We start from the raw sequence: 22,236 nt of genomic DNA, 5'->3' as shown, positions 1-22,236 counted from the left end.
TACGATCGCTATGATTCCCATATCGGAACTGATAGAAATCCTTCGGACTGTGGATCTCTTTGCTGAGATCCCACAGGATTCTATCCGTGCCATCGCAGAATCCCTAAAAGAAGATCATTATAAGTCGGGAGAAAGTATCATCCAAAAAGGGGAAGCTGGAACCTGCATGTACGTGATTTACTCTGGAAGAGTATTTGTTCACTTTGATGATCAGAAAGTGGCAGAGATCGGTACAAGGCAAACCTTTGGTGAATTTTCCCTACTCAACTCAGAACCAAGAAATGCATCCATCAGCGCCCTTGAAGACACGCATTTACTTCGTCTCGATCAAGCAGATTTTTATGAAATTATGGGTAATAGCTCTGAGTTCATGCGAGGAGTCATTCGCATTCTCATTGAAAGACTTGCCGAACAGAACAATGAATTGATCGATACGTTAAAAAAGCGGGAAGTCGAGCTGACACGACAAGTAGAAGAGCAGACGAAAGACTTGATTGAAGCCATTCTCGAAATTAAAAAACAAAATGATGATTTAGAAAAATTCAATAAAGCCATTTCCGAGCAAAAGAAAGAAATAGAGGAAAAGAATCAGCATATAACGGAAAGTATACGGTATGCACGAACGATTCAGCAATCCATTCTTCCGAGCCAAGAATTGATATCATGGTCTTTACCAGATTCTTTCATACTCTTCAAGCCACGCGATGTTGTGAGTGGAGATTTTTATTGGTTCACCTCCAAAACTGTCCTTTTTGAAAATGTAGAAGAGACGATTGTGATCATTGCTGCCGCAGATTGCACAGGTCATGGTGTACCTGGCGCATTCATGTCTATGATAGGTAACAGCCTATTGAATGATATTGTGAATGCTCGAGGTGTAACAGAACCCGATGAAATTCTAAATCTACTTCATCGAGGTGTTCGCTATTCTTTAAACCAGGAAATGACAGAAAGCCGAGACGGTATGGACATTTCTTTATGTACGATTCATTTAGAAAGGAAAGTCCTAAAATACGCAGGAGCCATGAACTCACTTTATTACATTCAAAATGAAGAACAATTTGAAATCAAAGCCGATCGGAGATCAATCGGTGGAAGTCAAAAAGAAGATCAGAGGATATTCACGAAACATGAGTTAGATATTTCAGTTCCGACCACATTTTATTTAACGACCGATGGATACTTGGATCAATTCAGTGGTCTAGATCACAAAAAATTTATGTCCAAGAGATTTAAAGACCTAACTTTTGAAATACATGATCAGCCTATGAGCAGCCAAAAGAAACATATGGATGACACGATTCGGACTTGGATGGACGGATGTGATCAGATAGATGATATATTGGTGATTGGTGTGAAAATCTAAGGCAAGTTATACTGCCCCTAAGCTCCAACTATTACGCAAATCTTCACGAGTCAGATTTTCCCTACTTAAAATTTCTTCAAATAACACTCGTTTTGATTTATAACTTGCGACAAATGGTATTTCCAAACGAGCGACGGTAAAATTAGTTTTGGGTTCTGAGTAAATTGTGAGTAACCTTCTATCCATACCATATTGGGACATGAGAATACCTACGAGAGTGATTCCGAGGCCTGCGCCTTCGGTTTCGTCAGCGTGATGTAAAAAAAATTGAGGTAGGTTGTCGTAACCTCTTGCTAGTTGGAATTTTTCACGTATGCGAGATTCTTCTTTTGGCAACAAAGCAAAATTATTTGAGACTCTGACAATCAAACGATCCGAGTTAAAGTCAAAAGAGATCTTGGTTTGGATCCTTTTCTCCTTCATTTTCTCCTTGAAGTAGGTAAATTTTTGACTGAGTATACTAGACTTAAAATTTCGCATAAACTCTTCCTGGTCTGGCTCTACGCCATCGGATCCCAGTTTCATTTCATCATAAACGATGCGTTTGATGGCTGCCTTGGTAGAATTCATAACGAATTCTTTACAGGCTGTATAAATGAGTTCCGTGAGTTCTAGCTGATGATGGTGTCCGAGTATAGCGCCAATGATGTATGCTAGTTTTTCTTCCCCAGGGTCGTCCAAAAAACGAGTGTATAAAGCGATTTTTCGATTTTTTAACACGCTCGGGTCCACAGTATTTTTGAAACGGTTGCTTAGGGTCATTTGAACTCGAATAGGTCATATTATTAGATCGTAATGGAACGTAAGTCAAATAGAAATCGTTCTAATTGTTAATTTTGATCTCGTAATCTGATGGAAGAAAGGTAGGCTGACCCGTCTAATCCCTATGACAAAACGATGGAAATGGTCTCTACTTGCCCTTTGTGTCTTTCTGACGCATGTTCAGATTATGGAAATTTCTGCGCAGTGCAAAACAGAACTTTCTGAAGATCAAAAGATTGAGAGATTGATCTTGGCTGTCTCGTCGATTGATGGTAAATTCATTCGAAACGAAAAAGAACATAACGCAACTGAGGCGGCAAGTCATCTCAGGCTTAAACTTTCTAATGCAAAAAAATCCTTGTTTTCCTCTGGCAAAAACTGGACCGCCATTCAATTTATTGACCAGCTTGCTACAAAATCTTCTCTCAGCGGCATTCCCTATGAAATTCATTTTAAGAGTGGCAAAAAAATTCTTTCCGCGGATTGGCTAAAAGCAGAGCTAAAAAAAATGGAAGATAATTGCCCGAGATCCTAGTTTTCAAGTAGACAGATTTTTTTTTTTGACCTAATCTATCTGTCTTTATGAACAGAATCAATTCTCTTCTCCTGTTTTTTTTCCTGATCCAATCTCTTTTCGCAGAATCAGTTCTTGATCGTTTTTCTTTAACGACTGATTTCGTCAAACGCCCTTCCTTTTACGCAAGCGATTCTCCCTTTCTCGTAAATCGAGATGCGCATTTGTATACTGGAATGACGATGAATGCCGACGTTCAAGGATTATACTTTTATCATTTAGCAACTAAAAATCAAATTTTTCTAACTCCTCCGATCCGTGAATATTTCCTCAAAAATCCTGATCTGCTCATTAAAGGAACATTGGATATCAAATCGGACCATCTGCCAGTTTATATAACGGATGTTTTGTTTTATGATGAAAAAATTCAAAAAATGGGATTCTATGTCGAGCATCGAAATTACCAATTGCCTATCAAAAAATCATATTTTGCTGTGTGGGATATGGAAGAGAATCAAATCGAATTCATTCAGGAATTATCTTCTTATCCTTCGGAAGGTTTTGAAGGATATGCGATGGTCCTACCGATAGGGTTTGATAACGAAAAGGAAGCTGCGTATTTTACCTTCGCTTTAGATAAGAATATGAAGGATAAAACTTCGGATGATGTTTCGATCAAACTTTTTAGATACCAGGATGGAAAATTAGAAGTTGTTCATTCCTACCAATCAAAATGGTTTCCATACAACAGCATTGCCCATTTTGTAAAAGGAAAGATACTGATCCAAAGTTATGCGGAGGTTCATGAGTCTATTCCACCTGAAGGTAGAATTTTCGATTTAGTTACTAATTCCTTTCTTCAAATTTCGGTTCCTGTCGTATCTTACGGTTCGGTGTTTTCAAAGGATGGGTCAAAAATCTATCTGGCTTCTGGTCAGACGGGAGAATTACGCGTATTGGATTCCAGTTCTGGAAAGATATTGCAAAAGGCAAAATTTGGAACACATGGGCACACAATGGGTTTTTGGAAAGAAAATGAATTGGTTTGGGTTCGCAATTCAGGGCTACATATATATGATCCCCTCACTCTCAAACAAAAGAAGGTAATTGCAACTTCCAAATATTTTAAGGGCAACGTCAATGTAGCTGGTTCTCTCGTGATTCCTTACTCCTCGGTGATAGTTCGTAATGGTTTTGAGGGACCTGGAGATGCCGTCGGATTCCTTCGACTATCTCCAGATTGATTGGGTTATTTTAGCCAGGCAGTTTTATGGTCTGCTGCGTATTCCTCAAAGGTCGTCGGAGCTTTACCAGTGATCTTTTTCACGGAATCAGTAACGGGAGCCGCATAACCATCTTTTAATGCAGAGGCTATGTAATTCATAAAATCAGAATAGTCTTCGGGAAGACCAGCACCGAGTAGTCCCTTTTTAAAGTCTTCAGGAGTTATGTTTACATAGCTTATTGATTTACCCGTAGTATCCGAAATGATTTTAGCCACCTCGTCATGGTTGATCGATGAGGGACCAGTAAGCGCATAAGCCTGGTTATTAAATTCGTTGGTAGTTAGAAGTTTTGCAGCCACCCGTGCAATGTCTCTTCCGTCAATGAAACTTGCTACGGCATCTCCGCCAGGAAAGTAAATTTTGCCATCATTCAAGATCCCAGAGATCCAGAATGTATTAAAATTTTGCATGAACCAATTTGGTCGGATGATATTCCAATTGAGTCCAGAGCTTTCCAGCAATAGCTCGGTTTTGCGGAAGGGTGCTTCTGGTGGCGCATGTTCTACTCCCATAGCAGTCATGAGAACCAACTTTTTTAACTTCACTTCTTTTGCTTTTTCAATCCAAGGTGCGAGGATCTCATACTGGTTGGTATAGCCAGGAGGTGATAGAAAGAAAGCTGCATCTACCTTTGTGAGAATTTCTAATCCCTGTTTTGGCTCCAGGGCATCAGCGGCTACCCAGTTTAGATTCTCTTGAGTTTTTCCCTTTTCTGGATGTCTGCTACCTGCGAAAACTTCGTGTCCTGATAACAATAGTTCTTTGATTAAATTTTGACCGACAAGTCCGGTTGCCCCAAATACAAATATTTTCATACGATCTCCTAATAGAATCTATATTATACGAGAAATCTGGATTGTCTATGGCTAAAAGTATTAAAAAAATATCCAAACGTATAAAGTAATAGACAAATGGATATCGAGTGGTAAGATTTATTAATGGATTTACTCTCCGAAATACTGGAAAGCGCGGACTGGAAAAACGATTTGCTCGCTCGTGATAGGCTTTTTGAATCTTGGGGGTACAGGTTTCCCTGTGTCCGAAGTGGTGGATTTCATGTGATCACACAAGGCTCTTGTTATGCGAGATTTTTAGACCAAGAGCTTCTTTTAAAAAGAGGCGATTTACTTTTTATCACTCGAGGGATTCCCCATGAACTTTTGTCTGATAAAAAAGCTAAGGTTGTTGAAATCCAAAGATTCCATGATAAAAAAAATGAGACCTTTCATGAGGGATCACCTGTTACCACTTTTGTTTCTGTACGGTACGAAGTTCCGAATCGTCCACAGCATCCATTTTTTTCAGAGCTTCCCCCTTTTATTTTTATACCTGCAGAAGACATTGTTTCGCACCATTCCTTGCATTCTGTTGTGACAATGATCTCCAAAGAATTAGAACAGGATTTATGTAGTGATTTGATTCTTCAGAGACTGACGGACATTATGCTGTATTATATGATTAGGTACTGGCTCGAAAAAAATCCTGCCTCGGAACCTGGTTGGGTTATGGCTTTTCGGGATACAATCGTACTCCGTGCATTAGAGGTTCTGCATCGAAATCTGAAAGAGAATTGGACGATTGAGAGCCTGGCAAAAAATTTAGGTATTTCTCGTGCCAATCTTGCCGCCAGGTTTAAAGAGGTATTGTTTATTCCACCGATGGAGTATTTGGCAAAAGTTCGAATGGAAAAAGCACGAGAGATGTTTTTAAAAGAAAATACTACCTTGGAAGAGGTGGCACTAGCAGTGGGTTATTCTTCTGCATTCGCGTTTTCAAAAGCCTATAAAAGAATCTATGGTACCTCACCAGCAAAGGAATGGAAAAAAGTAAGTTAAACACTACTTAGTTGAGGAGACTCCACTGGTTCGATTCTATTTTTTGTTTTATTTTCTTCAATATATCATGTCGAGTTTCAAAATCTGCTCCTGAATGGTAAACTTCTGCGGCTTTTCTAACTTGATTCGATTCAGAAAGAAGCGGTTTCATTTTCCAGGTTCCTTTCGCTTTCATATTCTCTGAAAGCTCTAGATAAGCATTGATGCGTTTTGATTTTTGTGAGTAGGCGATCCGATTTTTGCATCGGCAAGGATTTTTGGCAGAAGAAATACCACAATGATTCCCCAAGAATTCATCCATTTGGAGGCGTGCACGAGAGAGTTTTTTTCTAAAGTTTGCCTCGGAAATTTCCATAATCCATGCCCCATCTGAACTAGAAACATGAAAGACCTCTCCTAGAATAAAGGCGATTCGATAGCTTCTTTTTAAACAAAGTAAGATGGCATGTGTACAGGCAGCCTGCACGTGTATGGCGAGATTTTTTGTAATTTCTGAACTGTCAGTATTTTCTACATTTGCTTTTGATAATTCAATTTCTACTTTGCGAAAATTTACATTTCGTTTTTCGGAGGAGCTCTTTTTCGTATTGATCAAATGATTCGTTGCGATTCGAAAGACCCAAGTCGCGAGTTTGCTTTCTTTGCGAAAACTTCCTAAATTCGAAATGACCTTAATTAAAATTTCCTGAGTGCCATCTTCTGCGTCCTCAGGATTCCATAAGAATTTTAATGCGAGAGCAAAAACCTTTGGCTGGAAAAATGTTACCAAGTCCTCGAAAGACTTTCGATTCCCCTTGAGACATCCTTCGAGTAAAGGTAATTGCGGATCTTCCATTTACTTTTTATTGGCAATTAACGTAATGAGGAGTGCGAGGATAGCAGGACTTCCTTGCGTAAAGATAATTGAAAATTTTGCTGTCGCCGAACCAAAGATAGCGGCGATGACAATGCAAATTAAGAAAAATAAGATGGTCTGGTATTTCTGAGAAGCATCTTTGATAAAAAAGAGAGCCCAAAAAAGACCAGCTGCAAGAAAGCCGTTATAAAGCCCTTGGTTTTTTGCAAGCGTCGCAGTGATGGCAGCTGTCTCAGGGGTGAGTTTAAAGACCCGCATTCCCATCTCTGTTTGCCAGAGAAACATTTCCAAGATCAAGATGAGGACATGTTCGACTGCCACAAATCCTGTAAGTATTAACGCTGCTAATTTCATATTCAATCTCCTATTTCACATTTTGACAACGAGCTCCAAGGATTGTGACAAAAAAATGGATTTTTTGATGTTTCTTACAAGTAAGATCCGTTTTGCTCGTCTGATTCTATCCGTATGGAACGAAATGCTCCGATTCCCCAGAATGAGAAGGAACGACTTCAGGCCTTGGAGAGTTACCACATTATGGATACCTTATCTGAGGAAGAGTATGATGCCATCACGAGGCTTGCATCTCGTATTTGTGGCACTCCGATTGCCCTCATCAGTCTACTCGACGAAAATCGGCAGTGGTTCAAATCAAAAGAAGGCCTAGAAACCGCAGAAACCTCTCGGGATATCTCTTTCTGCCAACATGCCATACTCGATGAGATTCCCTTTGTTGTTCCCAATGCTCTGGAAGATCCTGTCTTTGCGAAAAACCCACTTGTGACAGGAAATCTCGCGATTCGCTTCTATGCAGGTGTTCCCTTGACGGACCCAGATGGATTTCGTTTGGGTACACTTTGTGTCATCGATCAAAAATCAAGAGTCCTAACCGAAGACCAGCTCGACTCGTTGCGCCTGTTAGCGGATCAGGTAATTTCCTTACTTGTATTACGTAAAAGTAAACTGGAACTTGAGGGTCAAAAAGCAAGATTGGAAGCTGTTTTTTCCGGTCTTCAAGAAGGTCTTGTAGAACAAGACATAACGGGTAAGATCATCCAATGCAATCAGAGTGCAGAAGAGATATTGGGGCTGACTTACGAACAAATGATCGGCAAACGATCCATTGATCCCTCTTGGAAAAGCATTCATGAGGATGGAAGTGATTTTCCAGGGGAGACTCACCCTGCTATGGAAACATTGAGGACAGGAAAGTCTTACTCAAATGTGATTATGGGAGTATATAAGCCAGACAATCAACTTACGTGGATTAGTATCAATAGTGTGCCACTCTTCTCAGCCTTAGATCGGAAAATAACTGGCGTTACCTGTACTTTCAAGGAAATCACAGATGAAAAGCAAGTCCGAGATGGAATTGCAAAAATAAAGGAACATGATTTTATTTCCAAAATCATTTCAAAAACAACAGATAGCATCGTAATCACAAATACCCATGGCGAGATCATTTGGGTGAATCGAGCATTCGAAAAAATTACAGAGTATACCTTTCATGAGGTAGTAGGTAAAAAACCTGGTGCTCTCCTCCAAGGAGAAAAGACGAACCAGGCGACGGTCTCATTGATCCGACAGGCATGCCAAGAAAGAAAAGAAATCGAAGTAAAATTGCTTAACTATACGAAATCGAAAAAGGAATATTGGACCACTATCAATATTTCGCCCATATATGATGACAATGGAAAGCTAGAATATTTTATCGCGATCAATCGTGACGTCACCGAACAGCTAAGAAAAGAAGAAGAAAAAAGAATCAGTGGTAAACGTTGGGAGTTTGCTATAGAAAATTCTGGAGATGGTCTATGGGATTGGGATATCAGGTCCTCTAAGGTATTTCATTCGGATCGCTGGTTGCTTATGTTAGGTTATGAGAATCTTGATTTTGGGGCGGAATTCAATGATTGGAAATCTTTAATCCACCCAGAGGATGTTGACCAGGTTTTTAGAGAGTTGCAGTCTCATCTCGACGGAGTCAAAAACACCTACTCTGTGACGCATAGAATTAAGTGTAAGGATGGAACTTATAAATGGGTCCTGGATCGTGGAAAAGTAGTCGAGCGCTCCGATGATGGAATTCCGCTCCGGATGATAGGAACCATTCATGATCTCACAGAAAGCAGGGAGTATGAAAAAAATCGCCTAGAGAATGAGAAAAAATTAAACGCAGCCCAGAGAATCTCGAAGATAGGTAGCTGGTATTTCAATCTTCAAAACTTTGATTTGAATTGGTCACTAGAACACTACCGTATTTTCGAATTAGTAGAAACTCCGAAGGAAGAACTTTACAATGCATATCGATCTAAAATTCATCCAGAAGATCTGATTGAGTTGGATCGTGTCGTCAATTTGGCGATTGAAAAAGGAACTGGCTTTGAATTTCAGCATCGAATTATTTGCAAAGATGGTAGCATAAAAACAATTTTAGGCATCGGCGAAGTAGAGTTAGATGCCAATGGCAAGTCAATCGCAGTTTCGGGAACGGCACAGGATATAACTGAAAAGGTAAAATTCGATTTATTAACTCGGCAAAAGGAAAATGCTTGGAAAGTAACAATGGAAACTGTCGGTGTCGGCTTTTGGGACTGGGATATCGTTAGTGATGAGGTAATCTATTCAGATTCCTTCAATCGAATGTTAGGTTATGAACCGAAAGAAATTAAGTCAGATCTGGATGCTTTTAGGAGAATTGTTCATCCCGATGATCTAGCTAACATATTTGTGGACATAAAAAAAGAAATCAATGGCGAAGTCGAAATGTATTCGAATGAGCACCGAGCTCGTAAAAAAGATGGAAGTTTGATCTATATACTCGCAAAGGGAAAGGTCATCGAAAGGTCAGCGGAAGGCAAAGCACTACGAATGGTAGGCACGTATACCGATTTGTCAAAGCAGAAGGAAAATGAGATCGCGATTACGATCGAGAAAGAAAAAGCAGAACGAGCAAGTAAAGCAAAGTCTCAATTTTTAGCGAATATGAGTCATGAAATACGTACACCATTGAATGGAGTGATCGGCTTTACCGATCTATTAAAGTCTACCAAATTAGATGATACACAGGTTATCTATACAGACACTCTAAAACAGTCTGCTAGATTGTTATTAGAGGTTATCAATGATATATTAGATTTTTCTAAAATTGAAGCCGGTAAATTAGATTTAGAAATTCGCAAAACAAATTTAGGAGAACTTTCATCAAGTGCGATAGATGTGGTTACGTTTCAAGCTCAGTCTAAAAAATTAGAGTTATTATTGAATATTTCCCCAGATCTACCAACGTTTATTTTCGTAGATCCGGTACGTCTCCGGCAAATTTTAGTGAACTTACTCAGTAATGCCATTAAATTTACATTTGGTGGGGAAGTGACTTTAAAGGTTGAAATGATATCCAAAAATGGAGCATCGGCTCATTTCCGATTTTCGGTGCAGGATACGGGTATCGGGATTGAAAAAGAAAATTTCACAAAAATTTTTGAAGCGTTCTCTCAGGAAGATAATTCAACGAGCAGAAAATTTGGTGGGACTGGCCTTGGCCTAACGATATCCAATAAACTATTAGAATTGATGGGAAATTCTTCTCTTCAAGTTTCTTCCATCCTTGGAGAGGGAAGTGTTTTCTCTTTTGATTTAGAACTAAAAATCGAAGAAAGTAATCAAGAGAGAGTCTTAAATGTCCAGAACAAAAGAGCATTAGTCCTTGATTTCTCTCCCACAACAAGAGAAATTCTAAAAAATCTACTCGAGTTTCATGGTGTGGAGACGCATACCTTTTCGAGTCTATCAGACATGATCAGACAGATCGAAAGTGGAGAATCTATCGATATGATCTTCATCGATAAGTTAATTTCCGAACATGAAGCTACCTCGACACTTGAGCGAATATTAGGTGCAAAGAATTCTAAAATTAATGTGGAAAATATAATCCTCATTACTAAATCCATCGACGATGATTCAATTTTTGATCCTTTGAAAAAACTAGGAATCAAACAGCGATTGCTCAAACCGATTACGGATTTTAAATTAATGACGATTCTCTCTCAGTTTTCGCGTCAGAACATAGAAAAGGAAAGAGAACCAAACAAATTAATCAAAACCAAAATTTATGAAAAGTGGAAAGTTCTTATTGTGGATGATAACCAGACGAATTTATTATTAGCACGGACATTGATCCGAAAGATTCTTGTGAATGCAGAAATATTTGATGCTGCGGATGGTCGGATCGCATTTGAGATGAATCAATCCATCATGCCTGATATCATCTTCATGGACATCCAGATGCCAAATATGAATGGATATGAAGCTGCGACGGCGATTAGAGGGTCCAGTTTTCATAATGATGTTTATATCGTTGCTTTAACGGCCAATCACACGATCGAAGAAAGAGAAATCTGTAAACATTTTGGCATGGATGATTATCTCTCCAAACCCATTGTGCCCATGGAGTTAGAGAATAAATTTCTCGAGTTTACGCGAAAAAGAAAACTTTCCCTTAGTAAAATTTAACTTTTTTAGGGAAGTTCGCTCGTAGGGAATACACTGAGCTCAGAAAAGATCCGATCTGAATTATTTTGGTCTTCGACGACCATATCCATTCGAATCATTTTGCCACTGCAAATTTCTTTGGTATTGGTAAAGGAAGCGATTTTTGGAGAAGCGAAATTGGAACTGTAAACGACTTTCTCATACGCTCCCGTTGCTTTGTTGACCTTAACGAGTGTTTTTTGAAAAAACCCCGATCCGTCCCCACTTTCTGCCGCACCAAGTCCCGTAAAACGCGCGAAATTTGAGCCACTCAAAAGGTGAGCATAGAAAGAAGTTCCATCGACTGGTGCAAGGAGGGCTGTACGTAGACCATCTGTTACATTAAATGAAGTTGCACCAAGAAAGGTTAACCAAGTGGGTGTTAAATTCGAAGAGATTTTTTCATATAAAAAATTTTTGCCAGAAGCCTGATACGCTGATATGGGCGATCCATATGAATCGTTAGAATTTCCCACATAATACAAGTCAGTTGCATCCGCCGTCAATTTTCTGAGTTCGGTATTACTGGAACCACTTGCTGAGCCGCGATATAGGACAGAAGAAATATTTTGACTCGAATCTAATTTTGCGATAAAGATCTTGTTAATCCCAACTCCTGTGGCAGGGTGTCCCGTAAATCCGTTCAGGTTATCTTGCGCGTTTCCTCCAAGAAAAATGGCAGTGCCAAAACTGACCGCATCGCCTATCTTGTCCTCCAGTACGCTTGTGATGTACTTCTGCGAGAGTAACCCACCAGATCCCGTGATGAGTCCATATAAAATTTCTTGTCCACCTGATACGCTGTTTGTTGGTGCAGGGAATCCTTCTAAACCTCCAGCCGCTGATACCTCAACGAAAAAATGAATGTTATCGCTAGCATCGATGGCAGATGAAAACCGATTCCCCCCATTCGTAGAAAGATTTAAATACGTATGCCATTTGCGAACACCCTCAAGGTCATACCTGGCGGCACCAAACGAATAGGTCAAATTTTTAGCCTGTAGGGCACCAGACTGTGCATCCTTAGCCTCCCAGAAGACCCCTATCTCCCCATTGGAAAATTTCCCCAGCCGGATTAATGTAGGAAATTCTGCATTCGCAGCAATCGAAAGCATGGTCTCACCAAAATAATCCACCCACACGATCGATCCATCTTTGCCATTCAGCTTGGCGATGAACCAATTTTGTGTTGTACCTTCCGTTCCCGAAAAATTGAATTTTTTACCCGTGCCGAGATTCTTTCTCGTAGATCCGGCGATGATGATGTCTTGGACGGATACCGATAAAATCGTGGTAACGTACACTGAGTTGGTGGCATCGCCGAGAGTTTTCGACCATTTTACGGATGTGTCACAGGTCTCTGTAGGTGTCACTTCTACAGGCGGAACAACGGGAACCGAAGCAGGTCGGATCAAGTCTCGAAACAAGACGGTCTGTAAGAAAGCAACAGAGAGAGAATCTCCCGCATTATTGAAAGTTAGTTTCTGGCAGGAGAGAAAATGAAGGCATAAAGAAAAAATAAGCCCTGTAAATTTAAAATTTTTCATAAAAATTTCCCCACCTCTCCGGCAATGACTTTTTTTTAAGCAGAAAGGAAAGATATCTTTTCCTTAGACGAGTTTCGATGAGAGGATTAGATGAGTCATCAATTTATCTTATGAATTCATGTAAAATTTGGTATATCTTTTGGGATGTTAAGTGGAGAGATTCTTGTATTGATCACGAGCGTGAGTCAAAATGAAACATTGGGCTACAAACAATTGTAAATTGATAAATCCGTTAAAATTTTATTTAATATAACAAAAATTAGGTTAAAATTTAATTCAACATACGATTTTTTAGATTTGTCTGATTAGAATATAGGGAATCTCGGTTATGCTTTAGGAGTAACATCACGTTAATACCTTGACCCTATACCTTGTTAGATTAAATGTTGTAATATGACAAATTTGAAACGAATACTTCCCGTAACCAACAGATTACGATGTCATCTTGGAAAAAATAGCTTTGGAGCCAACGTATGCGACAATCTTGGATGAAAAAGGTAAAGAAATTAAAAAGTTAAATTCACCAGCATTTGTCCGTCATTTTGAGGTAGATACTTGGAATGATGTAAAGGAAGATGTGTCTGGAAATAATTTTGCGACAGGCAACATTGAGACAAAATTGACACTAAAGCCGGGAGAAACGGTTACTCGTACTTTAATCTATTTTCTTCCAAAAAACCTGATGCCTGAAAAACTTATCTTTCTAGATGAGCAAGCAACATCGATCGTTTTGAAATGATCTAAAAATAGAACTTCTTACCTTAAATATATCCTACCTTTACTTTAAAATAGGATATATTTAATTTCCTTTGAAAAAGAATCGACTGTGTCAAAAGACAAATTGAGTATCTTTATTTCTATGAAATTCATCGGAATCGTATTTTGCATTTTTATGGGTATCACGGCCATCTCTCTGGGATTTGGGGCCCTCTACCCGCCCATCAACTTGATTGCTAAGCCTTTGGTTTGCCCTGAGGGCAGGTTGGAATATGAGCAAAACGTTTCTAACCCCTTACCAGGTCGTACGTATGTACAAGTGAAATGGTATTGTAGTGCGGGTACTACAGAAATGAAAACCAGGATTTCAAATGTGCTGGTCCATCTCATTGCAGGCACCATGCAGGGTTTGCTTCTCTATTTATTTTTCAAACTCATCCTCCGCATTCGACGGAACGGAAAGATTGACGCAAAATAAATAACGTTTACAAATAGATGTTTCCCGTTTCTATTAAGAAACTGCTCTTACAGTAAAGATGCCGATGACAAAAATTCCCGACTTTGAAAATGATTCCTCTTTGATCTTGCAGTATCTGTATGATGCTGTGATTGTCACAGATCGGGATTTTCGAATTACAAATTGGAACCAATCCGCAGAAAAAATTTATGGGTACCTCGCTTCGGAAGTCATTGGCAAAACGGCTCCTGAAGTCTTAAAAACGGAATTTACGACCCTAGACAGGGAAAGTAGCATAAAATCCTTAAACGAAACAGGCATTTGGCTGGGAGAAGTCACTCAAGTTAACCGAAGGGGAGATCGCATTAACATCCGCTCTGCGGTGAGTCTATTGAAAGATGCCCACCAAAATGTGATCGGAGCGATTGCCGTCAATCGTGACATTACAAAAGAAAAAGAGATTCAAAACAAACTGATAGAAAGTGAGGCCCGCTTTCGCTCAAGCTTTGAGAATGCAGGAAGTGGAGTCTGCCTTCAAGATACGAATGGGAAATTTCTTCAAGTAAATAGAAAGTTATGTTCTATGTTAAATTATTCGGAAGAAGAATTGATAGGAAGAAATACGAGTGAATTTGCTATTTCTTCTGATGCTGAGATTTCCAAATCCTTTCGAGAACAGGCGCTTCTCGGCGAGGCAAATGAGATTGTATACGAGAAGCGTTATCACAGAAAAGACGAGTCTATCCTATATGCAGAGATCTATTCCTCCTTAGTGAAAACACAAACTGGCGAGCCTGCTTATTTTGTGACTCATTTTATTGATATCTCCAAACGAAAGAACGTGGAAGAATTGCTGCATCGATCGAAAGACGAAGCGGAGAGGGCAAATCGAGCCAAATCAGATTTTATCGCGAATATGAGCCATGAAATTAGAACCCCACTGAACGGGGTCATCGGCTACAACCAATTGATGTTTTCTACAAACTTAACAGAAACCCAATCTGATTATATCACAAAGGCCATTAGCTCTGCACAAGGTCTACTCGGTATCATCAATGACATATTAGACATCTCTAAAATTGAAGCAGGGAAAATTGAGCTTCATGAGGAGTATGTATTACTCAGTCAGATGATTGAAGAAAGCATCGAGCTTTTCTCCTGGAATGTAAAACAAAAGGGTATATTCCTAAATTTAGAGATATCTCCCACCTTGCCAAAGTATATCCTTGTTGATCCGGTCAGGCTTCGGCAAATCTTGATCAACCTTGTGGGAAATGCTGTTAAGTTCACTGAAAGGGGAGGGGTGATTTTAAAGATAAGTTCCTTTGAAAGTAAAAAACAGAATCATGTCGGTTTACAATTTGAAATCATCGATACCGGTATCGGCATTTCGACAGAATCCCTCGGTCGTTTATTTGAATCGTTCTGGCAGGCAGAATCTAATTCGACTCGTAGGTTTGGCGGAACGGGTCTTGGACTACGTATCACAAAATCATTGGTAGATATGATGCAAGGAAACATATTTGTTGCAAGTGAATTGGACCAAGGTTCTACCTTTTGTTTTGAATTGGAAGTTGAGTATCGAGATATACTCTTCGAGAACGGAGGGAAAGAAAATGAAGGCATCATACAAGAGCAGCACTTAGCACCCGATAGGTTCAAAAATTCGTCACCTAAGATCATGATCGTGGAAGACAATGATCTGAACCGGGATCTCTTGGGAAAGATGATACATAGGTTTATCCCCATGGCAGAATTATTTGATGCGGCCGATGGCATGATCGCCTTACAAAAATTATCTGAAATGAAACCTGATCTAATCTTTATGGACATTCAAATGCCCAATATGGATGGGCTCAGCGCGACAAAGGAGATCCGCAAACAAAAGGAACTTGAGTCCGTGTCCATCGTTGCTTTAACAGCTGGTGCACTTTATGAGGAGAGAGCTCGCTGTTTTGAAGTAGGGATGAATTATTTTTTACCAAAACCCATCGACATCATCGCGCTTAAACAAGTTTTAGTCAGATACCTAATCACAAAATCGGATCCCTGATTTTAATTTCAGCTCCCTTATCACAAAATAAGGCTGAAAAATTCGTTGAACTTTATTTTTAAGATTTTAATTTCATTGTAAACTTATTAGTCCAGGCTCGAACAAAAGAGAAAGATAATCCTGTTATGCTAAAAAATTCTGTAATTGTATTTGGTATCACTCTCTTTTTATCCTTCCTCATAGATTTTTTTCTGGGAGATCTTTTGCTGAAAGAGATCACGCAATATACATTGAACTCCATACGGGCACATCAAAATGCATTTGAAAAAGCGTACCGCATTTCAGATAAAAACTTCCACCATACTCTTTCTCCTAACTTTATAGGAAAAGGGCAATGGGGGTCTGTCGAATACCTAGTATGTACAAATCCGTATGGGTTTAAATCAAAGTGTGGCATGGAAAAATCTGAGAACAAAGAGTTTGATATCGCTTTTATGGGAGATAGCTTTACCGAAGGAGTTTCCCTGTCCTTCGAAGATTCCTTTGTCGGAAAGATAGCAAGTACGTATCCAACGAAAAGAATTGCAAATTTGGCTGTGGTGAGTTATTCTCCCACCATTTATCTAAGTAAGATTAAGTGGTACTTGGAACATGGATTCAAGTTTGCAGAAGTCGTGTTATATGTGGACGTGAGCGACATCCAAGATGAAGCCATCGTCTATAGCGAAAACAAGGGAGAGCTGATCTATCATAAACCCGAGAACGAAGAGATTCCTGTGGTGGAAAATGGAAAGGAAGTCTCCCATGAATCGAGCATGAAACAGCTGGCAAAAAAGTATTTTCCACTCACCTTTCACAGCCTTCATCTCCTAAAGTATACCTTCCTAGAGCGACCTGAAACTCCCTTTCACTATGTTCCTCGGAACCGAGCAGCATGGACTTACAATCCAAAGGCGAAAGGCTATGGCAACTTAGGCATTGAAGGTGGGATTCAAAAGAGTTTAGCGGTTATGACCGAGCTCCACCTTTATTTAAAGGAAAGGAATATCCCTCTTTCCATAGGGGTATACCCTTGGCCGGATCAAATTCTTTTTGACGAGGTACATTCAAGACATGTGAAAGTTTGGGAAAATTTTTGTCTCCACAGATGTAAAAAATTTTATAACTCCTTTCCTACTTTTTTTAATATCGCTACAAAAACGGGCAAGGAAGAGACAGTGAAAGATTACTTTATACAGGGAGACATTCATTTTAATGCTCTAGGCAACGAGTTGATTGCGAGGGATTTTATAAAGTTACAAAATTTATAAACTAACAACTGTTAAAAATCTTAATCTGAAATTTGATTGCAAGCTTTCACTCTTTTTTTTGGATCGCACTCCCGTAAATGGCCTCATACTCGGACACACGCTTTTCCCATCCCCAATTGATGCCCATGATCCTCTCTCTCGTTTGATAAAACTTCGCTTGATCCAGATAGAGAGTATGGGCGCGCTCTAAGGCATAGCCGAGGGAAGAAACGTCACCTGGCTCAAAAACTATGCCCGTATACTCACCGGCTAACGGTGATTCGGAGACGGTATCTCGTAGACCTCCGACACGCGATACGATCGGAATGGCACCATAGGCATGACTGTACAACTGGTTGAGCCCACAGGGTTCAAACAAAGAAGGCATCAGGAAAAAATCGCTGGCTGCTTCTACCTTTCTCGCAAAGCTTTCATCATAGCCTTTGTAAAAGAAAATGCGATTTTGATCTGTATGCGATAGGTGGAAAAGTTCGTTTTGTAAGGTTTCTTCGCCCGCACCCAAAAAAATATAAAAATGTGGAAGATGTGTTCTCTCCTTAAATGCTTGGATGAAGTTTGCATACCCTTTTTGGTAGGTCAAACGCCCGATGATTCCGATGAGAGGCCGGGCAGGGTCAATGAGGGGCCTGCCGATTTCTTTGAGTAGCTCTGTCTTATTTTTAAATTTCCCGTTTTTATGGTCCTGTTTCGAAAAGGTAGCGTAGAGTCTTTCATCGCGGCTCGGATTCCATTCCTCTGTGTCAATGCCATTGATCACACCATCATAATCCATTTCTCTCTTGCGCAGGAGGTACGAAAGACCAAAGCCATTTGGTTCAAACAAAGTTTCGTTCCGATATCCGGGGCTAACGGTTGTTATTTTTGAGGCAGACATCAGACCTGCTTTCATATAATTGGTTTTCCCATCTTGCAAGTAAGCCTCGGGATAAAGTCCGAAGGGCTCGTCTTTTAAAAAACCAGTCATCCAGAGTGGATGGTCCCCCTGGTACGCTAAATTATGAATGGTGAATACGCTGGGTTTGCCAAAGGGAGAAACTTTATGTAAGGCACAGGCGAGAGCTGTATGCCAGTCATGAGCATGGAAGACATCCACCCCAAGTTGGAGGCTTAAACAGAAGGTGGCATAGGAATAGACGGCAAAACGAAAGTGTTCGTCACTGTTGGCATAAATTGAGGTTAGATCCGAAAAAAGAGGGGAGTCAAAAAAGTAGAGTTTGACCTTGCCATACATGGCCTCACGGAAGATGGAAGCTGTCAGTATTTCCGTGACAGGTGTTGGGGACATCTTGCGTGTCTCTAGGCATGGGTAGGTTTTGCCTGTAAACTGGGGCTTTTCTTTGAGACCCGCAATCATGGGCAGGCAGACGCCGACTTCGTGGGTTTTTGCCTGTTCTTTCGAGAAAGAAGAGAGCATATCCGACAGCCCACCCATTTTGATATAGGGAAAATATTCGGCTGTAGCGTGTAGAATCTTCATTTTCTGTTATTGACACCGACTCATAATTTGGGAAGCTAGAAAAACTCGATTTGAAATCAGGAGAGATCCATGTCAGTTTCCACCAATCTGCCAGGCCTTGCCGACCTTGGCCTTAAACCATCTGAAGTCTTCCACAACTTATCTTATGACGAAATTTACCAGCACGAATTAGCAAATAAAGACGGCGTTGTTTCTGAAAACGGCACCATGATGGTGGATACCGGTATTTTTACAGGTCGCTCCCCGAAAGATAAGTACTTCGTGGATGAGCCTTCTTCCAATGGCAACATTTGGTGGGGACCTGTCAATGCGAAGGTTTCCGAAGCAGTTTTCAATGAGCTTTATGCGGAAGTAGTAAAGTTTCTCGATAACAAAAAAGTTTATGTTTTTGACGGGCATGCTGGCACGAACAAAGACACACGCATCTCGCTTCGAGTCGTAACAGAAAAAGCTTGGCAACACCACTTTTGCACGAATATGTTCCTCCGTCCGACAAAGGAAGAACTCGCAACCCTCCATCCAGAGTTTACCATCATCAATGCTTCCCATTACAAAAACTCTAAGTTCAAAGAACACGGCTTAAATTCGGAAACCTTTGTCATTTTCCACTTAGCAAAAAAAATCTGTATCATTGGTGGTACAGAATACGGTGGCGAGATGAAAAAGGGTATTTTCTCCGTTATGAATTATTACCTACCTTTGAAAAACGTGCTGACCATGCATTGTTCTGCAAACGTGGGCGCCAAAGGAGATTCGGCACTCTTTTTCGGTCTCTCCGGCACAGGAAAAACGACTCTCTCTACAGACCCGAACCGACGCCTCATCGGTGATGACGAACACGGTTGGGACGATAATGGTATCTTCAATATCGAAGGTGGGTGTTATGCGAAGACCATCAACCTCGATCCCAAAACAGAACCAGAAATCTATGCAGCCATCCGCAGGGATGCCCTTCTTGAAAACGTAGTGTTTGACCCAGCGACTAAAAAAGTAGATTACTCATCTGCTGCGAAAACAGAAAACACGCGAGTTTCCTATCCGATCTATCATATCGACAACATCCAACCAGACTCGAAAGCGGGTCACCCAAATGTTGTCATCTTCCTTACGTACGATGCGTACGGGGTTCTTCCTGCCGTATCCAAACTCTCCATCGAACAAGCGATGTATCATTTCTTATCAGGGTATACAGCAAAAGTGGCGGGAACAGAGCGCGGTGTCAAAGAACCACAGGCCACTTTCTCTGCTTGTTTTGGCCAAGCGTTTATGACCCTCCACCCAACCTACTATGCAAAGTTACTCGGCGAAAAGATGAAAAAGCACAATGTGGTGGCATATCTCATCAACACGGGTTTGGTGGGTGGAAAGTACGGAGTGGGAAAACGAATGAATCTACCTGCGACACGCCAGATCATCAATGAAATCCTGAACGGAAACATCGAAAAATCAGAGTTTGAAAAACACCCCGTATTCCAAGTGTCCTTTCCGAAGGCAGTTTCGGGAGTCGATGCCCAAATCTTGAACCCACGTAATGCTTGGGAAGACAAAGCAGACTATGACAAAACGGCAGGTGACCTCGCCAAACAATTCGTGGAGAATTATAAGAAGTACCTCACAGGTTCTAAGGAATTTGATTTCAGTGCCCATGGCCCTGTAGCCTAATTCCCTACAGTATCCGCAAAAGCGAACGCCGTCTATCCTTGAGGTAGTCGGCGTTTTTTGTTTGGCGGTACAAGAAAAATGCATTTGACCGTTTGGTGGTAGTCTAACAAGTTTGGGGAAAACGAGAAATGAGATGAAACGAATCTACAAACCTACACACCTAATTGCCCTATTTATGACCTTGGCACTTGTAAACTGCCCGGAACCAAAAAAAGACGATACCACATCTACACTGTTACCTCTTTTATTATTGTCCTCTTCAACGAGATCTACTACGACAACAGATCCAACGATCTCTATTACCCAAGTTTTTCATACTGCCTCAGGCACATCAAGCCGAGCTCTGCCAGGAGCAGCGATGTCTATAAGCGGGACCAATTTTTCAACCACACTGTCTGATGTTTCGGTGACAGTGAAGGGAACTGCGGCGACAGTGACTGCGACTTCTTCGACGGTTATTTCCTTTACGATGCCAGATATTTCAAGTATCACGGAAAACCAGTCCGTGGAAGTGGTGGTAAAATCTAAATCTTCTACTGCGACCACTAACATTACTTACTATCCAACTCCTACGATTTCACCGAATGTGACCAATTCGTTCAACCGCTCCTTCAATGGTTCTGGAGCCACATTTTCCCATTGGTATAAATTTACGGCCGCTGGAAACACAAACATCATCAACACTTCCGGCTACACCTCACGCGATATCGACTTCTATATTTACTCCTCTGTGGACGCGACCTCAAGTACAGCTTCCGCGATTGGTACGACTACGAATGCTGAAGTCCTAAGAACTTCTCTTTTGACTTCTGGTCGCACGTATTACCTTCAGGTATACGTATTTTCTTCGCTATCGACTTCGTACCGGATCGGTATCGCCAGCCAGGCGATTTCCAATGCAAGCTGCAGCTTTCATGGAACGACAAGTAAATGTTTGGACTACTTATTCACAGACTCAGCACAGCAAACAGACTGCGGTTCAGGAACCTGGAATGCCACGACTTCTTGCACGGCTCTCGCATTAGGAACTGTAGTAGGACGTTGCACGGCTCCTTTCTCTACGAACATCGGATCGGTTTACTACTATAGCAATGGTGGTTCTGCATTCTCTGCAGGAACGGCGCAAACAAACTGTAATACGATTTCTAACTCGATCTTCCAGTAAGTTATATAGGGGTCGGAATGGCCCTCGCAGGAAGACAAAAAAAAGACCACCTTTGTCAGGTGGTCTTTTTTTATGGGCTTATCTTTTTTTCTTCTTTTTTGCCGCTTTTTTTGCTTTGGCCTTTTTGGTGGGCTTTGTGCCTTTTGCTTTCTTTTTCGGTGTGAGTTTTTTCACCGTTTTTCTAGCGACCTTCTTTGCCTTCTTCGGTGCTGGTTTCGCTTTTTTGGCCTTAGCCTTTTTTTTGGCTACTTTGGCTTTCTTTTTGGCAGGCGAAACTTTTTTCTTAGCGGCCTTCTTTTTGGGAGCAGGCTTTTTCGCCGTAGGAGGAGCGACTGCTGGTTTTTCTACCGGTTTTGGAGTCGTAGGGATTTCTCGTTTGCTTCTTTTGGCAGCATCAATGGCGAGCTCACCCCATTCTCTTAAATCATCTGGGGAGTCCAATGCCTCAGCCGGGAAAGTCCAGAATGTTTTGACAGAATCTGAGTCTTCGGTTCCGTCATAAACGAAAGGTCGACCTCCGGCTGCTTGGAATCTAGCGATGGTTTGGCTATCTGCTTTTAGGTATAGCACATCTTCGGCGATGAGTCCGAACATGATGTCATTTAAGTAAATAGCAAATCCACCAAACTTTGATTTGGCGGTCACATTTCCAAGTATGGATAATTTTTCTAGGGTTTGTTCAACAAAGGGACTAGTTATAATGGTGTTCACACGGAAATCCTGATCGGACTCCTAGCATTTGTCAAACAAAACTAAAAA

Annotated in this window: 18 protein-coding genes; 11 read left to right on the top strand and 7 right to left on the bottom strand. The window is 40.8% G+C overall.

Annotation, left to right across the window (positions count from 1 at the left end; all coding sequences use genetic code 11):
• Positions 1 to 10: 10 nt before the first annotated feature.
• Positions 11 to 1,366, top strand: a complete 1,356-nt coding sequence (locus tag EHQ58_RS06485) for a PP2C family protein-serine/threonine phosphatase (protein ID WP_135623071.1) — start codon at positions 11 to 13, stop codon at positions 1,364 to 1,366.
• A 6-nt stretch (positions 1,367 to 1,372) separates the two neighbouring features.
• Here EHQ58_RS06485 and EHQ58_RS06480 read toward each other — a convergent pair whose 3' ends face one another.
• Entirely contained in the window at positions 1,373 to 2,128 is a 756-nt protein-coding gene (locus EHQ58_RS06480) for a hypothetical protein (protein WP_135623070.1), read from the bottom strand.
• A 124-nt stretch (positions 2,129 to 2,252) separates the two neighbouring features.
• On the opposite strand from EHQ58_RS06480, the gene EHQ58_RS06475 reads away from it, so the two are divergent.
• Both EHQ58_RS06475 and EHQ58_RS06470 read left to right on the top strand, forming a co-directional pair.
• Complete coding sequence (locus tag EHQ58_RS06475) at positions 2,253 to 2,663, top strand: DUF5329 family protein (protein ID WP_135623069.1); 411 nt, start codon at positions 2,253 to 2,255, stop codon at positions 2,661 to 2,663.
• Between the two features lie 47 nt (positions 2,664 to 2,710).
• Positions 2,711 to 3,886, top strand: a complete 1,176-nt coding sequence (locus tag EHQ58_RS06470; protein WP_135623068.1) for a YncE family protein — start codon at positions 2,711 to 2,713, stop codon at positions 3,884 to 3,886.
• 5 nt (positions 3,887 to 3,891) lie between these two features.
• Here the strand turns inward: EHQ58_RS06470 and EHQ58_RS06465 are convergent, their stop codons facing one another.
• A complete protein-coding gene (locus tag EHQ58_RS06465; protein ID WP_135623067.1) occupies positions 3,892 to 4,743 on the bottom strand; it encodes an SDR family oxidoreductase in 852 nt (283 codons plus the stop codon).
• Positions 4,744 to 4,866: 123 nt separating this feature from the next.
• Here EHQ58_RS06465 and EHQ58_RS06460 point away from each other — a divergent pair, with 123 nt between their 5' ends.
• On the top strand, positions 4,867 to 5,763 hold the full coding sequence (locus tag EHQ58_RS06460) for an AraC family transcriptional regulator (protein WP_135623066.1): 897 nt from the start codon (positions 4,867 to 4,869) through the stop codon (positions 5,761 to 5,763).
• Positions 5,764 to 5,770: 7 nt separating this feature from the next.
• Here the strand turns inward: EHQ58_RS06460 and EHQ58_RS06455 are convergent, their stop codons facing one another.
• Entirely contained in the window at positions 5,771 to 6,598 is an 828-nt protein-coding gene (locus tag EHQ58_RS06455; RefSeq protein WP_135623065.1) for an RNA polymerase sigma factor, read from the bottom strand.
• A complete protein-coding gene (locus EHQ58_RS06450; RefSeq protein ID WP_135623064.1) occupies positions 6,599 to 6,973 on the bottom strand; it encodes a DUF1304 domain-containing protein in 375 nt (124 codons plus the stop codon). It abuts the gene before it with no gap.
• A 114-nt stretch (positions 6,974 to 7,087) separates the two neighbouring features.
• Between EHQ58_RS06450 and EHQ58_RS06445 the strand changes: the two genes are divergently transcribed.
• Positions 7,088 to 11,131: a PAS domain-containing protein gene (locus tag EHQ58_RS06445; RefSeq protein ID WP_135623063.1), complete on the top strand. Its 4,044-nt coding sequence runs from the start codon at positions 7,088 to 7,090 to the stop codon at positions 11,129 to 11,131.
• A 5-nt stretch (positions 11,132 to 11,136) separates the two neighbouring features.
• Here EHQ58_RS06445 and EHQ58_RS06440 read toward each other — a convergent pair whose 3' ends face one another.
• A complete protein-coding gene (locus tag EHQ58_RS06440) occupies positions 11,137 to 12,696 on the bottom strand; it encodes a hypothetical protein (protein ID WP_135623062.1) in 1,560 nt (519 codons plus the stop codon).
• Positions 12,697 to 13,141: 445 nt separating this feature from the next.
• On the opposite strand from EHQ58_RS06440, the gene EHQ58_RS06435 reads away from it, so the two are divergent.
• The 4 genes from EHQ58_RS06435 (at position 13,142) to EHQ58_RS06420 (ending at position 17,173) form a co-directional block, all read left to right on the top strand.
• Complete coding sequence (locus EHQ58_RS06435; RefSeq protein ID WP_246047195.1) at positions 13,142 to 13,435, top strand: hypothetical protein; 294 nt, start codon at positions 13,142 to 13,144, stop codon at positions 13,433 to 13,435.
• Positions 13,436 to 13,522: 87 nt separating this feature from the next.
• Positions 13,523 to 13,891 carry a hypothetical protein gene (locus tag EHQ58_RS06430; protein WP_135623061.1) on the top strand — a complete coding sequence of 123 codons (369 nt, stop codon included), beginning with the start codon at positions 13,523 to 13,525 and terminating at the stop codon, positions 13,889 to 13,891.
• Between the two features lie 64 nt (positions 13,892 to 13,955).
• Positions 13,956 to 15,923, top strand: a complete 1,968-nt coding sequence (locus EHQ58_RS06425; RefSeq protein WP_135623060.1) for a PAS domain-containing hybrid sensor histidine kinase/response regulator — start codon at positions 13,956 to 13,958, stop codon at positions 15,921 to 15,923.
• 125 nt (positions 15,924 to 16,048) lie between these two features.
• Positions 16,049 to 17,173 carry a hypothetical protein gene (locus tag EHQ58_RS06420; protein WP_135623059.1) on the top strand — a complete coding sequence of 375 codons (1,125 nt, stop codon included), beginning with the start codon at positions 16,049 to 16,051 and terminating at the stop codon, positions 17,171 to 17,173.
• A 46-nt stretch (positions 17,174 to 17,219) separates the two neighbouring features.
• Here the strand turns inward: EHQ58_RS06420 and EHQ58_RS06415 are convergent, their stop codons facing one another.
• The gene (locus EHQ58_RS06415) at positions 17,220 to 18,650 is read right to left on the bottom strand and encodes a glycogen synthase (protein ID WP_135623058.1); all 1,431 of its coding nucleotides are present in this window, start codon (positions 18,648 to 18,650) and stop codon (positions 17,220 to 17,222) included.
• A 69-nt stretch (positions 18,651 to 18,719) separates the two neighbouring features.
• On the opposite strand from EHQ58_RS06415, the gene pckA reads away from it, so the two are divergent.
• Complete coding sequence (gene pckA, locus EHQ58_RS06410; RefSeq protein WP_135623057.1) at positions 18,720 to 20,312, top strand: phosphoenolpyruvate carboxykinase (ATP); 1,593 nt, start codon at positions 18,720 to 18,722, stop codon at positions 20,310 to 20,312.
• A 133-nt stretch (positions 20,313 to 20,445) separates the two neighbouring features.
• Positions 20,446 to 21,477, top strand: a complete 1,032-nt coding sequence (locus tag EHQ58_RS06405) for an IPT/TIG domain-containing protein (protein ID WP_135623056.1) — start codon at positions 20,446 to 20,448, stop codon at positions 21,475 to 21,477.
• A 78-nt stretch (positions 21,478 to 21,555) separates the two neighbouring features.
• On the opposite strand, the gene EHQ58_RS06400 is transcribed toward EHQ58_RS06405, so the two are convergent.
• The gene (locus EHQ58_RS06400; protein WP_135623055.1) at positions 21,556 to 22,188 is read right to left on the bottom strand and encodes a TfoX/Sxy family protein; all 633 of its coding nucleotides are present in this window, start codon (positions 22,186 to 22,188) and stop codon (positions 21,556 to 21,558) included.
• Between the last annotated feature and the right edge of the window lie 48 nt (positions 22,189 to 22,236).

Source organism: Leptospira ognonensis, from assembly GCF_004770745.1.
Lineage (GTDB): Bacteria > Spirochaetota > Leptospiria > Leptospirales > Leptospiraceae > Leptospira_A > Leptospira_A ognonensis.
This window is presented reverse-complemented; position numbering and strand designations above follow the sequence as displayed.

Bases quoted from the DNA above. Each gene is read 5' to 3' on its own strand.
- EHQ58_RS06485 (WP_135623071.1), top strand. From the start codon at position 11: ATGATTCCCATATCGGAACTGATAGAAATCCTTCGGACTGTGGATCTC.
- EHQ58_RS06480 (WP_135623070.1), bottom strand. From the start codon at position 2,128: ATGACCCTAAGCAACCGTTTCAAAAATACTGTGGACCCGAGCGTGTTA.
- EHQ58_RS06475 (WP_135623069.1), top strand. From the start codon at position 2,253: ATGACAAAACGATGGAAATGGTCTCTACTTGCCCTTTGTGTCTTTCTG.
- EHQ58_RS06470 (WP_135623068.1), top strand. From the start codon at position 2,711: ATGAACAGAATCAATTCTCTTCTCCTGTTTTTTTTCCTGATCCAATCT.
- EHQ58_RS06465 (WP_135623067.1), bottom strand. From the start codon at position 4,743: ATGAAAATATTTGTATTTGGGGCAACCGGACTTGTCGGTCAAAATTTA.
- EHQ58_RS06460 (WP_135623066.1), top strand. From the start codon at position 4,867: ATGGATTTACTCTCCGAAATACTGGAAAGCGCGGACTGGAAAAACGAT.
- EHQ58_RS06455 (WP_135623065.1), bottom strand. From the start codon at position 6,598: ATGGAAGATCCGCAATTACCTTTACTCGAAGGATGTCTCAAGGGGAAT.
- EHQ58_RS06450 (WP_135623064.1), bottom strand. From the start codon at position 6,973: ATGAAATTAGCAGCGTTAATACTTACAGGATTTGTGGCAGTCGAACAT.
- EHQ58_RS06445 (WP_135623063.1), top strand. From the start codon at position 7,088: ATGGAACGAAATGCTCCGATTCCCCAGAATGAGAAGGAACGACTTCAG.
- EHQ58_RS06440 (WP_135623062.1), bottom strand. From the start codon at position 12,696: ATGAAAAATTTTAAATTTACAGGGCTTATTTTTTCTTTATGCCTTCAT.
- EHQ58_RS06425 (WP_135623060.1), top strand. From the start codon at position 13,956: ATGACAAAAATTCCCGACTTTGAAAATGATTCCTCTTTGATCTTGCAG.
- EHQ58_RS06420 (WP_135623059.1), top strand. From the start codon at position 16,049: ATGCTAAAAAATTCTGTAATTGTATTTGGTATCACTCTCTTTTTATCC.
- EHQ58_RS06415 (WP_135623058.1), bottom strand. From the start codon at position 18,650: ATGAAGATTCTACACGCTACAGCCGAATATTTTCCCTATATCAAAATG.
- pckA (WP_135623057.1), top strand. From the start codon at position 18,720: ATGTCAGTTTCCACCAATCTGCCAGGCCTTGCCGACCTTGGCCTTAAA.
- EHQ58_RS06405 (WP_135623056.1), top strand. From the start codon at position 20,446: ATGAAACGAATCTACAAACCTACACACCTAATTGCCCTATTTATGACC.